Source organism: Clostridium sp., assembly GCF_016650035.1.
GTDB lineage: Bacteria > Bacillota > Clostridia > Clostridiales > Clostridiaceae > Clostridium_AD.
On sequence record NZ_JAENWM010000046.1, the window covers coordinates 16367 to 31392 of the forward strand.

The window sequence follows — 15026 nt, forward strand, 5'->3', positions numbered from 1 at the left end:
ATTCATTGGGTTCTATTTTTTCGTGCAAAAGCTTAAGGTTGTCAATATTAAGGATGAAGGAGAAGAGATATTATGATTAAAGTTTGCAATGTATATAAAAGTTTTTCGACAGAGAAAGTACTTTCTAATGTTTCTTTTACAGTAAATGAAGGTGATATATATGGTGTAATTGGTCACAGTGGAGCTGGAAAATCCACACTCCTTAGATGCTTTAATGGCCTTGAAACATATGACACAGGTACCATTAACATAATGGGAAAAGAGGTAAAGCAGCTAAGTTCTAAAGAGCTTCGAGAGTTTAGAAAAAATGTAGGCATCATTTTTCAGAGTTTTAATCTTATAAACAGAAAAAATGTTTATGAAAATATATCATTCCCACTAGAGGTATGGGGAATGGATAAAATTTCTATTAAAAAAAGAGTGGATAGCTTAATAGATTTAGTAGGGCTGAATGAGAAGGTAAATAGTAATATACGCGAACTTAGCGGAGGTCAGAAACAAAGAGTTGGAATCGCAAGAGCGCTTTCACTTAACCCGAAAATATTACTTTGTGATGAAGCTACTTCTGCACTAGATCCCAAAACTACAAAATCAATATTGCAGCTTTTAAGAGATATCAATAATAAATTAAATATAACAATTATTGTAGTTACTCATCAAATGGAGGTGGTAAAAGAGATTTGCAACAAATTTATTTTACTCGAAGGAGGAGAGATTAAAAGTCATGGAACTACCGATGAATTATTCGTGAGGCCAACAAGTGAAATGAAAACACTTATGGGCGATGAAGAAGTATTACCTAGTACAGGCCATAATATTAAAATATTTTTCCCAAAGGAAATAAGCCGAAATTGTTTAATTACATCCATAGCCAGAGAGCTTGACATAGATTTTTCAATAGTATGGGGAAGGCTTGAAAAGTTTAGAGATAACGTAATGGGAAGTCTTATAATAAATGCAAGCCAGGAAAACAAGGATAAGATATTAAAATATTTAGATCAAAAATCTATAGAGTGGGAGCTGATATAAATGCTATTTAAAGATGTTTTATTACCTGCACTTATAGATACTATATATATGGTGGCGCTATCAACAATTTTTACAATGATTTTAGGGTTTATATCAGCAGTGGAACTTATTATAACAGGTCCTAAAGGTCTAAGACCAAATATACTAATTTATAAAAGTTTGAATTTAGTAATAAATGTACTCAGGTCCTTTCCCTTTATTATATTAATGATATCTATATTCCCATTAACTAAAATTATTGTTGGGACAACCATAGGGACTAATGCAGCTATAGTTCCACTAACCCTTGGAGCAGCACCTTTTGCTGCAAGAATAATAGAATCTGCGCTTCTAGAGGTAGACTACGGCATCATTGAAGCAGCTAAATCTTTTGGTGCAAAAACCTATCAAATTATATTTAAGGTTATGGTAAAGGAAGCAATGCCTTCTATAGTCCTTGGAGTTACACTAACAATAATAAATATTATTGGTTACTCTGCTATGGCTGGAACAATAGGCGGAGGAGGCCTTGGAGATGTAGCAGTAAAATATGGCTACTACAGATTTAAAACGGATATCATGATATACACTGTGATTATATTAATTGCAGTTGTTCAAATAATTCAAGCTTTAGGAAATTTACTATACAGAAGAATGATTAAATAAGAGGAGGAAAATAAAAATGAAAAAAATATTAAGTGTATTATTAACAATAGTTGTAGTCTTAACAGTAAGCGGGTGTGGAGCAAAAGAAGAAGCGGCTACAACTGAGAAAAAAATCATCAAAGTAGGCGCATCACCAGTACCTCATACAGAAATATTAGAGGTGGTAAAGCCTCTACTTGAAAAAGATGGATATACCCTTGAAATAGTAGAATTTACCGATTTTGTAACACCAAACACCGCACTAGCGGAAGGGCAAATAGACGCCAATTTCTTTCAACATGTACCTTATTTAGAGTCTTTTAGTGAAGAGAGAGGACTTGACCTAGACTATACTGTAAAAGTTCATATCGAACCTATGGGCTTATACTCTAGTAAATACAAAGAACTCAGTGAATTAAAAGATGGAGCTGAGATAGCTATTCCAAGTGATGCTACAAATGGAGCAAGAGCACTTAGAGTACTTGAAGCTGCCGGACTTATAAAATTAAAAGATGGAGATCTAATTTCTAAACTTGATATTACAGAAAATCCAAAGAATTTTAAAATAACAGAACTAGATGCTCCACAACTTCCAAGGGTTTTAAAAGATGTGGATGCAGCAGTTATAAATTCTAATTTTGCAATAGAAGCAGACTTAAATCCAACTGAGGATTCACTAGCTATAGAAGCAACAGATTCACCATATGCAAATGTACTTGCGGTGAGAAGCGAAGATAAAACTAAACCTTATATAGAGGCACTTTCAAAGGCACTAACTTCTCCAGAAGTTAAGAAATTTATTGAGGATAAGTATAAAGGAAATATAATTCCTGCTTTTTAGGTGTAAAAAAGGATATATACTTAGGAAGATGGGAATTAATATTAACAATGTATTAACATCATGTTTAAAAAGAGGGAAAACATACTGTTTATAGAATACATTGAATATACATTTTTTTCTCTGTAGAGAAAAACAAGGAGGTATTTTATGAAAACATTAAAAGGTACAAAAACAGCTGAAAATCTTATGAAATCATTCGCAGGTGAATCACAAGCAAGAAACAGATACACTTTTTATTCTTCTGTAGCAAAAAAAGAGGGATATGTTCAAATAGCTAATATTTTCACGGAAACAGCAGGTAATGAAAAAGAGCATGCTGAAAGATTCTTCAAATTCTTAAAAGAAAGTTTAAATGGAGAAGTGGTAGAAATTAATGCTACATATCCTGTAGGCTTATCAGATACTAAATCAAATTTATTATGGGCAGCAAATGGAGAAAATGAAGAATGGTCTGAACTTTATCCAGCATTTGCAAAAGTTGCGCAGGAGGAAGGTTTTGCGGATATAGCGTTTGTTTATAGAAAGATTGCTGAGGTTGAAAAACATCATGAAGCAAGATATAGACAACTACTAAGCAGGGTAGAAAACAGTGCAGTATTCACTAGAGATACAGAAGTTATGTGGAAATGTAGCAACTGTGGTTATATTTTTGAAGGCGCAAGCGCTCCAAAACTATGTCCAGCATGTGCACATCCGCAAGGCTACTTCGAGATATTAGCTGAAAATTATTAATATAAAGTATATATGTGAAGTGAGAACGGATTGTTAAGAAAACAATCCGTTCTCGCTTTTTTTATTGGAATACTATATAATACTTTTGCACTCTCGAGAAGCTTTAGTTTTATATGAAAGATAAAGAATTTTTGTTGTTGACAAACAATCAATTTAAGCATAGTATGTACATATGCTCACATGGGTATATAAGAATTTAACCTATAAGGATGTGAAATTAATGGAAAAATTAATGAATTTATTTAAAGTGCTGTCTGATGAAACGCGACTTAGAATTTTAGTCCTCTTATATCATAAGAAGCTATGTGTGTGCCAAATTCAAGGAATTTTAGAAGAAACTCAACCTAAAATTTCAAAGCACTTAGGTAAACTAAGGGATATGGGCTATGCATGCGATGAAAGACAAGAGCAATTTATATATTATTACTTAGACAGAGATAATGAACTTCTAATAGAGATACTGGAGAAAATAATTTTTAATTTAGAGGATTATGCTACTTTGCAAAAAGATTTGAAAAATCTTAAAAAGGGTGATGAATACGTAGAAACTTTCAAGAAAAAATGTAATTGCAATAATTAATTTAACTCATGATTCTACAAAATATTAAACAGGTAGGTGACCATAATGAATGTAATAACACAAATATTTTCATTTCTAAATGATGCGCTTTTGAAAATGACTTGGCTTTCAGACATTATTAAGGCTCTCGTGGAAAATGTATTTGGACTGTCAATGGAAGAAAGATTAGGTGGTAGCGTACACTTTTTTATATATGATATTATAAAAATATTTATACTATTATCAGTATTAATTTTTGCTATATCCTATATTCAAAGTTATTTTCCTCCAGAAAGAACAAAGAAAATTCTTGGAAATATCAAAGGGGTAAAGGGGAATATACTAGGAGCATTACTCGGAACTATTACACCCTTTTGTAGTTGTTCTAGTATTCCAATATTTATAGGGTTTACTTCAGCAGGACTACCGCTTGGGATAACTTTTTCCTTCCTTATATCTTCACCACTGGTGGACCTGGCATCATTATTAATTTTAATGTCTTTCTTTGGTCCTAAAATCGCCATAGCATATGTAGTTGTAGGACTAATTTTAGCAGTTATTGGTGGAACTATTATAGATAAATTAGGACTTGAAAAGTATGTAGAAGGATATGTTAAAGAAATAGAAAACGTTGATGCAGAAGTAATTGAGCTTGCAAGAAATGAGAGAATATCGTATTCGAAACAGCAGGTTAAAGATGTATTCCACAAGGTTTGGCTATATGTTATAATTGGAGTTGGTATTGGCGCTGCAATTCATAACTGGATACCTCAGTCAATAATAGAGAATGTAGTTGGGAATAATAATCCTTTTGCAGTACTTCTAGCAACAGCAGTAGGCATACCAATGTATGCGGATATATTCGGCACACTCCCAATAGCTGAAGCATTGTTTGGAAAAGGTGTAGGTATTGGTACAGTATTATCCTTTATGATGGCTGTAACTGCTCTTTCACTTCCATCATTAATTATGCTTAGTAAAGTTGTTAAACCTAAATTATTATCTATATTTGTTGCTATAGTTGCAACAGGTATAATTATAATAGGATATTTATTTAACGCATTTTCATTCTTACTTGTTTAAAAAAATAAATTTAAAAGGAGAAATATTATGATAATTAAAGTTTTAGGTTCAGGATGTGCTAGTTGTAAAAAATTAGAGGAAAACACAAAAAAGGCAGTAGAAGAGTTAGGAATAGATGCAACTATAGAAAAGGTTGAAGACTTTAAAAAAATCATGGCCTATGGAGTTATGAAAACTCCTGCTCTAGTAGTAGATGAAAAAGTAAAAATTATGGGTAGAGTGCCTACGACTGAGGAAATTAAAAAATATTTATAAGAAGCTTCTTTAGAAGATAAAAAGCTTCTTTAGAAGATAAAACTACTTTAGTAGTTGGCTGATTTTAATAAGGGCCTGATTCTTAGGCCCTTAATATATGTATCATATATTATAATATTAAGATATAACGATTTTAGAAAGAATAATAAGGAGATTATAATGGAAAATAAACGTAGAAATACTATGCTCATGACCTTGGCAATAATGTCATTTTTTGCTAATGGTGATAATTATGCTGTTGCACCATTACTAATTAATATTTCGAAGGATTTAAATCTAAGCATAAGCACAGCTGCAATGTCAGTAACGGCTTATATGCTTACTTTTGGGCTTTTCACAATTTTATTTGGACCACTAGGAGATAGGTATGGAAAAACTAAAATAATAAACATTGCAGCATTTGGTACTGCTATATTCAGTATGCTAGGAGCATTTGCATTTGACTTACCTTCACTAATTTTCTTTAGAGCTATGAATGGTGCCTTTGCTGCAGGTATATTTCCTGTAACTATGGCACTTGTAGGTGAAAGTTTTGATAATTCAAATAGGCAAAAAGCTATAGGAAAGGTTATGGGACTTATGTTTCTAGGTGGAGCATCTGCTACAGCAATCGGTGGAGCCCTAGCATACTTTGGATCTTGGCGTGCAGTGTACTTTTTATATGGAGTAGCGGAACTTATAATGGCAGTTGCAATGCTTAAGATTTTACCAAAGAGCAGTGGAGTAATTGATAAGCTTGACTTTATAAGTGTTTACAAAATAGCGTTTTCTAATAAAAAGTTTGTAAGCGTCGTATCTACCATTATGTTAGTTGGATTCAGCGTGTTTGGAAGCTTTACTTTTTCAGGAAAACTAGTACAAATGAGAACAGGTTATAATGTGTTTTATGTAGGACTTATATTAACCTTATTTGGTATAGCTACTGTAATTGGTGGTAGAAAAGCGCCAGCCTTAAGAGCAAAACTCAAAGATAACTTTTTATTATTTGCTGGAATATTAGGAGGCACTTCATTATTAACAATAGCCTTTGCAAGTAATCCAATTATTATTGGTATAGCATTGTTCGGATTTGGGATAGCATTTATATCTATGCAATCCACATTAGTAATGACGGCTCAAGAAACTATGCCTAAGTTAAGAGGAACAGCTATGTCACTTGCTTCCTTTAATATGTTTGTAGGTGGAGCTATAGGAACAAGCATAAATGGTAAGATAATAAGTGTAGGGAGTATAGGAACAGTATTTTTAATTGCTGCAGTGACAATGCTTTTGGCAGGAACTATAGGTGCAATAGTAGTAAAAAAAATTAGTGGTAGCAAAATTTAACAATTGAACGATGGCAATTAGAGAGGGGATGAATTTATGAATATAGTGTCTTTGTCTAATCTAGATTTATTTCGGGTAGTAGATAGGTGTACACATAAGCCATGTTATGGTTACCACCAAGAATGTTATGCCACAGAGTGGCAACGTCTATCAGGATGCGGCCCCTCAGCAGCGACAAATATTATTGCTTATTTAATTCAAACAAGGGCTGATTTGCCACTTGCACATAATTTTAGTAACAAAGAAAACTGTTTGCCAGCAATGGAAGAAATTTGGGAGTATGTTACCCCTACAACAGAAGGGATACCAACAACTAAAATGTTTTATGAGGCCGTGATTTCTTATACACTAGCAAAAGGGCTGAATGTTGAATATGATTATTGTGATATACCTGAAGATAAGGCTAACCGGCCTGAATTAGATAAAATAATAAAATTCATAAATGGATCCCTATTAGAAAATGCTCCTATAGCCTTTCTGAATTTATGTAATGGTCAGGTGGAAAACTTTGCGCCTTGGCATTGGGTAACAATAATTTCACTTGAGTATGAAGATGATGGAACAAGCGTGTTTGTAAACATTTTGGATGAAGGCCAGATTAAAAGAATAGACCTTAAATTATGGTACAATACAACAACGCTTGGTGGGGGATTTGTATATTTTACTTGGTAAGCACTTTTATAAAACTATTGTTAGTTTAGATTAAAAAGCTATGAATTGTAGGTTTAACACCTTGATTTCATAGCTTTCATTTCTTTTGATACAGAACTTTGAAATTATCTATGTATAAATATATAATACAATTCATAAATTTATATAAATGTGAGATTAAAATTATAATAGGGGAGTGCGTTTGATGAACGAAAAAAAGAATATAAAGTTTTCTAAAAATCTCGGTAAAATAATTATACCTATACTTATAGTTGCGGTAATAGGAGCAATATGGTATTTTAAAAACTCTAATAAAACACCCATTGTGGAGGAGGATAATCCATCTTTTGCTCTACACGTAACTGATAGACTAGATATTGAAAAGCTTAAATCATATGGACTTCCAATTATGATCGATTTTGGTGCTGATTCCTGTGTTCCTTGCAAAGAAATGGCGCCTACTCTAGCGGAGCTTAATAAAGAACTTCGTGGGAAAGCAATAATAAAGTTCGTTGACGTATGGAAGTATAAAAGTTTAGCAGAGAGCTATCCAATTAGCGTAATTCCAACACAAGTTTTCTTTGACAGTGATGGCAAACCTTATACTCCAAAAGATCCAGAGGAATTGCAAATGAAAATGTATTCTTCTAAAGAAACAGATGAACATGTATTTACAACTCATGAGGGTGGACTTACTAAGGAGCAAATCCTCGCTGCATTTAAGGAGATGGGGGTGGAATGATTACAGAATGGTTAGATGTATTAGCAAAGCTTATTTCTGGGAGCTTTTGGTTTGCACCTTTAATTGCACTCCTTGCAGGCTTATTAACCTCATTCACACCCTGTGCACTTACTAGTGTGCCCCTCGTAATAGGTTACGTGGGTGGAACTGGGAATAATGATACAAAAAGAGCATTTAGGCTATCACTAGTTTTTGATGGTGGGATGGCAGTTACTTTCACAATTCTAGGCACCATTGCGTCTATTCTGGGAAAGCTTATGGGAACATCAAGTTCCCTTTGGTATATTGCACTAGGTGTTTTGATGGTACTTATGGCACTTCAAGTGTGGGAGGTATATAATTTTATACCATCGGCCTCTTTAACAAGTAAAAAACCAAAACGAGGTTATCTAGGCGCTTTTGTAGCAGGAGTCCTAGGAGGTATATTTTCATCGCCATGTTCAACTCCAGTACTTATAGTGTTACTTTCTATAGTAGCAAAGGAAGGCAATATCGCAAGGGGTTTACTGCTTTTACTATTATATTCAATAGGGCATAGTTTCCTAGTTATAATAGCGGGAACATCAGTTGGTTTTGTAACAAAGATTACTTCAAGTAATAAATATGGTGCCTTTAATAAGGCGTTAAAATATATTATGGGAGCCGTTATTTTGATTATTGCTTTTTATATGTTTTATTTAGGGTTTTAGAGGCCTTTTGAAACCTGTTGACAAAACAAAAAGTTGATATTACAATATGAGTATAAACGAATATAAGAATATACAAAAAGGAGAATCAATATATGAAACCAAAGGTAGCATTTATATGTGTTCATAATTCATGTAGATCACAAATGGCAGAGGCATTGGGTAAATTATTTGCATCAGAGGTGTTTGAATCATATTCAGCAGGGACTGAAACTAAGCCTCAAATTAACCAAGATGCGGTGAGGATAATAAAATATTTATACAGTGTAGACATGAATGAAACTCATACATCAAAATTACTAGATAGTATACCAGAAGCTGATGTTGTAGTGAAAATGGGATGTAATGTAGTTTGTCCAATAATGGCTCATAAGCATGAAGAGGATTGGGGACTTGATGACCCTACTGGAAAATCTGATGATGAATTTATAAAGACCGCAAAATTAATTGAAGAGAAAATTAAAGATTTAGCGGAAAGAATTGAAAGAAGTGAAATTGATTTAAGTGGAGAAGTGGTGTGGTAGTGGTTGATATATTTAAAGCGCTAGCAGAAGAAAATAGACTTAGAATATTAGCACTACTTATTGAGGGTGAAATGTGTGTATGTGAAATTGAACGGTGCCTAAATATGAACCAATCAAATGTTTCCAGACATCTAACGGCGCTTAAAAGATCTGGAATACTTGAGGATTATAAAAGAGCACAGTGGGTATATTACAAAATAGATGATAGCTTTATAGAAAAGAACCCGGATCTGTTTATCTATTTAACAAAAGAACTTAAGCAATTAAACTCTTATAATAGTGATTGCGAAAGATTAGGTATATGCAAGATTCAAGATTTATGTAGTGGTGAAAAGGAGTGATTAATATGGATGAAGTAAAGGCGCCTGAAATTGGATTTTTTCAAAAGTATTTAACAGTTTGGGTAGCTATTTGTATGGTAGTTGGCGTTCTTATTGGAAAATTCATTCCAGGAATACCAGAATTCTTAAATAAGTTTGAGTATGCTAAGGTTTCAATCCCAACAGCTATACTTATTTGGGTAATGATCTATCCCATGATGATGAAGGTAGATTTTCAAAGTGTTAAAAATGTTGGCAAAAACCCGAAAGGTTTATATGTGACATGGATAACGAATTGGCTTATAAAGCCATTTTCAATGTATGCAATAGCATCATTTTTCTTTTTTGTAGTATTCAAAGCATTTATAACGCCAGAATTAGCTACGCAATATCTTGCAGGAACTATCCTTCTAGGAGCGGCGCCTTGTACTGCAATGGTATTCGTATGGAGTCATCTTACAAAAGGTAATCCCGCTTATACTGTTGTGCAAGTAGCTACAAATGATTTAATTATTTTGGTTGCGTTCATTCCTATTGTTAAATTTCTTTTAGGTGTCAGTAACATTACTGTTCCTTGGAACACACTAATTTTATCAGTGGTTTTATTTGTTGTTATTCCTCTTATTGGGGGCATTTTGACTAGGATTACGGTAACAAAGAAAAAAGGCCTAGAGTATTTTGAAAATTCCTTCCTGCACAAGTTTGATAATGCAACGACTGTTGGATTACTACTAATGCTTATATTGTTATTTTCATTTCAAGGTGAAACCATATTAAACAACCCATTACATATTTTACTTATAGCGGTGCCTCTAACTATACAAACATTTTTTATATTCTTTATTGCTTATTTAACAAGTAAAAAGCTAAGACTAACACATGACATTGCTGCACCTGCTGGAATGATTGGAGCGTCTAACTTTTTTGAACTTGCAGTTGCAGTTGCCATTGCACTTTTCGGTATGGACTCACCAGCAGCTCTTGCTACAGTGGTAGGAGTACTCGTTGAAGTTCCAGTAATGCTGATTCTTGTAAGAATTGTAAACAAAACCAACCATTGGTTTCCAGAACCAGTAGTTCAAAACACTTGGATTTAATTGGGAACATCATTATCACACAAACGTATTGTACTTAACATATAGGTACGGTATACTATAATAGAACTTTTAGTGCCAAAATACACTAGCGTAGTAGCTAGTTGCTTTTCGTGAGATTTACAATAGGTTCAAACACAAAACAAAGAAAAGTGAGGCGTTAATTATTAAGAAAACACTAAAGAATGAATACTTATCAAATATTAACAAGGATATTATGGCAGGAATAGTTGTGGCATTGGCACTTATTCCAGAAGCAATAGGATTTTCCATAGTTGCTGGAGTGGACCCGATGGTGGGAATATATGGAGCTGTATGTATGGCCATTGTTACCGCAATACTAGGTGGCAGAATGGGAATGATTTCAGCAGCTACTGGGGCAATGGCTCTTATATTAGCAGGGTTATTTAAAGCACATGGAATAGAGTATATGCTAGTTGCAACAATACTCGCTGGAATAATACAAATCTTTCTCGGAATTATTCGCGTAAATAAGTTAATGAAATTTATCCCTCATTCTGTAATGATCGGATTTGTTAATGCGCTTGGAATACTCATATTTATGGCTCAATTGCCATCCTTTAGTGGAGAAAATTGGACAATGTATGCAATGGTTGCAGTGGGACTTGCAATAATATATTTATTTCCATATATAACAAAGGCTGTTCCCTCTCCATTAGTAGCTATTATAGTGGTGAGTGCTATAGCTATTTTTACGGGTAGTGGTGTTAGAACTGTAGGCGATATGGGAACAATAACAAACAGCTTGCCAAGTTTATTAATTCCTAATGTGGTTTTTTCACTTAATACATTAAAGATTATATTCCCAAATGCTATATCACTAGCATTTGTGGGACTTATTGAATCATTATTAACAGCAGAAATTGTTGATGGAATGACAGATACAAGCAGTAATAAGACAAGGGAATGTATATCACAAGGTATAGGAAATATAGTGGTGGGTTTTTTTGGCGGAATGGCTGCCTGTGCAATGATTGGACAATCAGTTATTAATGTTAAATCTGGTGGAAGAACTAGGTTATCATCATTAACAGCAGGAGTAGTTTTAATGTTTCTAATAATTGTTTTAAATAGCTTTGTTGTTCAAATTCCACTGGCGGCATTAGTAGCTGTTATGATTATGGTTTCAATAAGTACATTTGACTGGAACTCTTTAAAAACTATGAATAAAGTTCCTAAATTGGATACTGCAGTAATGCTAGTTACAGTTGGAACAGTTATATTTACACATAATCTCGCTATTGGAGTTTTTGTTGGTGTGGTTTTAAGCTGCATGTTCTTTGTTTCAAAGATTGCCAAAATCAATATAGAATATACAATAGATAGGAAAAATGGGGAAAGTGTATACAAGGTTCATGGGCAATTATTCTTTGCCTCAGCAAAGCATTTTGTGAATGAATTTAGATATGATAAAAATAAAAAAACTGTTCACATTGATTTTTCAAATTCTCATATTTGGGATCATTCAGCGGTTAATGCTATTGACAAAGTTATTTTAAAGTATCATAAAATGGGAATTAAAGTTCATATAGTAGGAGCCAATACTGATAGTATGAGCATCTTAGACCAAGTTGCAATATTTAATAAACCCGGTGGGTTAGACAGAGAAATGGGACACTAAAAACATCGTAATTATAGACTCTTATTTAGTGTTCTGGGCTAAATAAGAGTTTTTTTATGGGAATAAAGTATTATAATAAATTGGTCTAAGGAGGTATTTTTTGAAAGTTAAAGAAAAAATTAAACCCAAAAAGCTTCCATTTTTCTATGGTTGGGTAATTATAATTATCTCTGCAATGTCATTATTTTTTGCGGGACCTGGACAAACATATTCAGTTTCTATATTCATAAACGCATATATTAAAGAGTTCGGATGGAGTAGGTCTTTAGTATCTAGTATTTATTCTTTTGCATCACTATGTGCTGGACTTATGCTTCCCTTTATTGGAAGGAAAATTGATTTAGCAGGACACAGAAAGATGCTTACCATAATATCTTTTCTACTCGGAATGACATGTTTGTGGATGAGTTTTGTTTTTAATCCAGTTATGTTATTTATTGGATTTGTATTTTTAAGATTACTAGGTCAAGGATCAATGACTCTTATTCCGTCTACACTAGTTAGTCAATGGTTCGTTAAAAGGCGTGGTAGGGCTATAAGTCTCATGACAATCGGTGGGGTACTTAGTGCGGGAGCAGTGCCTGTGATTAATAACTGGCTTATAAACACAGCAGGTATGAGATTAACTTGGATAATATGGGCTACCAGTCTAATGGCCATAATGGCACCACTAAGCTGGATTTTAGTTCGAAATAAGCCAGAAGAAATGAAGCTTTTACCTGATGGTGAAAGCATTAAAAAGGGTGAAAAAGAAGCAGCTAAAAATGAAAACAATATAATAGAAGGAAAAATTGATTGGACTTTAAAAGCTGCAATGAAAACAAGGACCTTTTGGTTAATGATGTTCTGCATGACGGTTCCATCTATGATTAACACAGGGTTAACTTTTCATATGTTATCTATTATTGAAGAAAAAGGTCTATCAATTGCTTTTGCTGCATCAGTGCTTGGCCTAACTGCTGTAATTCAATTACCTTTAAATTTCCTAGCAGGGCATATGGTAGATAGAATAAAGGTGCATTACATAAGGGCTGTAAATTATTGGATTATGGTGCTGGCATTGGTTGCTATTTCAACAGCAACAACTAGTAAAGTTGTTATTTTATATGCAATACTAAGTGCTGTATTTAATGCCTTTAACTCAGTTACAACAGAAGCGCTATGGCCTGCTTATTATGGAAGAAAGCATCTTGGAAGTATAAGGAGTATGGCAACTACGGCAATGGTTATTGGTTCAGCCTTAGGGCCTCTACCTTTTGGAGTTGCTTTTGATATGTTTAATGGATACACGGAAATATTAATTATAATGATGATATTTCCAGTTATAGCGAGTTTTGCTTCAATTATATCTCCACCACCGGGAAATCCAAGCTCTATAGAATAAGAAAGAGAGGGATTACAAAATGGCAATGAGTTTAGCAATTATAATTATTTTAGGACTACTATCAAACAAGCTATTTGAAAAATTGAAACTTCCAGGACTGCTAGGAATGTTAATTTTAGGAGTATTATTAGGACCTTATGTTAGTAATATGATAAGCCCAGACATACTTAGAATTTCACCGGATCTTAGAAAAATGGCACTGATTATTATTCTACTAAGAGCTGGCCTTGGAATTAAAAAGGAAACTTTAAATAAAGTAGGTGTGCCGGCGCTAAAAATGAGTTGTATACCTGGTATTTTGGAGGGTCTTAGTATTATGTTTGTGGCAAGCTATATACTTTCTATATCAAAAATTGAGGCAGGAATGCTTGGGTTTATAATAGCAGCAGTTTCACCAGCAGTAGTTGTACCGCCTATGCTTAATTTTATAGCAAGAGGGAAAGGTAAAAAAAAGGGTATACCGACTATAATACTTGCAGGAGCCTCTATTGATGACGTTTTTGCAATAACTATATTCTCAACATTTTTAGGCTTATACAGTGGTAAAAATTCGAATATAGTAAAAAATATATTGGGTATTCCTTTATCTATTTTACTTGGAATAGCAGCAGGTGCTATTATAGGAATTGTATTAACAAAAATATTTAAAAAGCATCACATAAGAGATACGAAGAAAACATTAATATTAATTGCAGTAGCAATTATGCTGACAGGACTTGAAGATATGCTTAAAAATGTAGTACCCATTGCAAGTCTTCTAGGGGTAATGACTATCGGTTTTGTTTTACTTGAAAAGTATACTAAAGTAGCCAATAGAATGTCATTAAAACTAAACAAGGTATGGGTAATAGCAGAAATATTACTGTTTGTTTTAGTGGGAGCGCAGGTAAATATACATGTAGCCGTGGATTCAGGAATCCTTGGACTAATTATTATTACTATTGGACTCTCAGCTAGGAGTATAGGGGTATTATTATCATTAATAGGAACTAATTTAGACCGAAAAGAAAGGCTGTTTTGTGTGATTTCATATATTCCAAAAGCCACGGTTCAGGCAGCTATGGGCGCAGTGCCACTGGCAGCGGGGGTAAAATCAGGAGAGGTAATACTTGCAATTGCAGTACTTTCTATAATTGTTACAGCTCCACTAGGAGCTATAGGAATTAAAATAGGTGGAGAAAAGCTATTAACTGATGATTAGATTTAAGCTATTTAATTTTATCTTAGATAGTGATTTTTAGGAAATTAAATAAATATGGTATATTTTAAGTTCAAAAAGACGAAAATAAGTAATAAATAGGTTATATTCTAAAAGTGCTTGTAAATTGTCAACGATTACAACCGATAGTAATATAAGTGTACTATACAAAGTGGATAGAATATATCAATTTTAATGTCAAGCATTTTTGAAAATGTCCCAAATCATGTGAAACATTAGCACCAACTAATTGTTGGTGCTTTGCTTTTGTAAAAGTATGATTTTGGGTAAGCTTAACAGACCTACCGCGTGCTTTACTTTTTTAAAAAAGAAACA

Annotated in this window: 17 protein-coding genes; all 17 read left to right on the top strand. The window is 33.4% G+C overall.

Annotation, left to right across the window (positions count from 1 at the left end; all coding sequences use genetic code 11):
- Window positions 1–72: 72 nt before the first annotated feature.
- The 17 genes from JJD95_RS11830 to JJD95_RS11910 all read left to right on the top strand — a co-directional run bounded on the left by JJD95_RS11830 (window position 73) and on the right by JJD95_RS11910 (window position 14693).
- Window positions 73–1029 (top strand): methionine ABC transporter ATP-binding protein, encoded by a 957-nt coding sequence (locus tag JJD95_RS11830; RefSeq protein ID WP_291643229.1) that lies wholly within the window; start codon window positions 73–75, stop codon window positions 1027–1029.
- Entirely contained in the window at window positions 1030–1674 is a 645-nt protein-coding gene (locus tag JJD95_RS11835) for a methionine ABC transporter permease (RefSeq protein WP_291643230.1), read from the top strand.
- 16 nt (window positions 1675–1690) lie between these two features.
- On the top strand, window positions 1691–2494 hold the full coding sequence (locus JJD95_RS11840; protein ID WP_291643231.1) for a MetQ/NlpA family ABC transporter substrate-binding protein: 804 nt from the start codon (window positions 1691–1693) through the stop codon (window positions 2492–2494).
- Window positions 2495–2641: 147 nt separating this feature from the next.
- On the top strand, window positions 2642–3226 hold the full coding sequence (gene rbr / locus JJD95_RS11845) for a rubrerythrin (protein WP_291643232.1): 585 nt from the start codon (window positions 2642–2644) through the stop codon (window positions 3224–3226).
- A 220-nt stretch (window positions 3227–3446) separates the two neighbouring features.
- Window positions 3447–3806: a metalloregulator ArsR/SmtB family transcription factor gene (locus JJD95_RS11850; RefSeq protein WP_291643233.1), complete on the top strand. Its 360-nt coding sequence runs from the start codon at window positions 3447–3449 to the stop codon at window positions 3804–3806.
- Between the two features lie 45 nt (window positions 3807–3851).
- Entirely contained in the window at window positions 3852–4868 is a 1017-nt protein-coding gene (locus tag JJD95_RS11855; protein ID WP_291643234.1) for a permease, read from the top strand.
- 27 nt (window positions 4869–4895) lie between these two features.
- A complete protein-coding gene (locus tag JJD95_RS11860) occupies window positions 4896–5123 on the top strand; it encodes a thioredoxin family protein (protein WP_291643235.1) in 228 nt (75 codons plus the stop codon).
- A 159-nt stretch (window positions 5124–5282) separates the two neighbouring features.
- Window positions 5283–6449, top strand: coding sequence for an MFS transporter (locus tag JJD95_RS11865; RefSeq protein ID WP_291643236.1), 1167 nt, complete (start codon window positions 5283–5285; stop codon window positions 6447–6449).
- Between the two features lie 36 nt (window positions 6450–6485).
- Window positions 6486–7121 (top strand): hypothetical protein, encoded by a 636-nt coding sequence (locus tag JJD95_RS11870; RefSeq protein ID WP_291643237.1) that lies wholly within the window; start codon window positions 6486–6488, stop codon window positions 7119–7121.
- 184 nt (window positions 7122–7305) lie between these two features.
- On the top strand, window positions 7306–7842 hold the full coding sequence (locus JJD95_RS11875; RefSeq protein ID WP_291643238.1) for a co-chaperone YbbN: 537 nt from the start codon (window positions 7306–7308) through the stop codon (window positions 7840–7842).
- Window positions 7839–8531, top strand: coding sequence for a cytochrome c biogenesis protein CcdA (locus tag JJD95_RS11880; RefSeq protein WP_291643239.1), 693 nt, complete (start codon window positions 7839–7841; stop codon window positions 8529–8531). The genes JJD95_RS11875 and JJD95_RS11880 overlap by 4 nt, the downstream gene beginning before the upstream one ends.
- 92 nt (window positions 8532–8623) lie before the next feature.
- The gene (locus JJD95_RS11885) at window positions 8624–9052 is read left to right on the top strand and encodes an arsenate reductase ArsC (RefSeq protein WP_291643240.1); all 429 of its coding nucleotides are present in this window, start codon (window positions 8624–8626) and stop codon (window positions 9050–9052) included.
- Window positions 9046–9393 carry a metalloregulator ArsR/SmtB family transcription factor gene (locus JJD95_RS11890; RefSeq protein ID WP_291643241.1) on the top strand — a complete coding sequence of 116 codons (348 nt, stop codon included), beginning with the start codon at window positions 9046–9048 and terminating at the stop codon, window positions 9391–9393. Before JJD95_RS11885 ends, JJD95_RS11890 begins: the two co-directional genes overlap by 7 nt.
- A 5-nt stretch (window positions 9394–9398) precedes the next feature.
- Complete coding sequence (arsB, locus tag JJD95_RS11895) at window positions 9399–10469, top strand: ACR3 family arsenite efflux transporter (RefSeq protein ID WP_291643242.1); 1071 nt, start codon at window positions 9399–9401, stop codon at window positions 10467–10469.
- A gap of 163 nt (window positions 10470–10632) precedes the next feature.
- Entirely contained in the window at window positions 10633–12108 is a 1476-nt protein-coding gene (locus tag JJD95_RS11900) for a SulP family inorganic anion transporter (protein WP_367114813.1), read from the top strand.
- A gap of 100 nt (window positions 12109–12208) precedes the next feature.
- Window positions 12209–13492: an MFS transporter gene (locus tag JJD95_RS11905; protein WP_291643244.1), complete on the top strand. Its 1284-nt coding sequence runs from the start codon at window positions 12209–12211 to the stop codon at window positions 13490–13492.
- A gap of 19 nt (window positions 13493–13511) precedes the next feature.
- Window positions 13512–14693: a cation:proton antiporter gene (locus tag JJD95_RS11910; RefSeq protein ID WP_291643245.1), complete on the top strand. Its 1182-nt coding sequence runs from the start codon at window positions 13512–13514 to the stop codon at window positions 14691–14693.
- The last annotated feature ends 333 nt before the right edge of the window (window positions 14694–15026 follow it).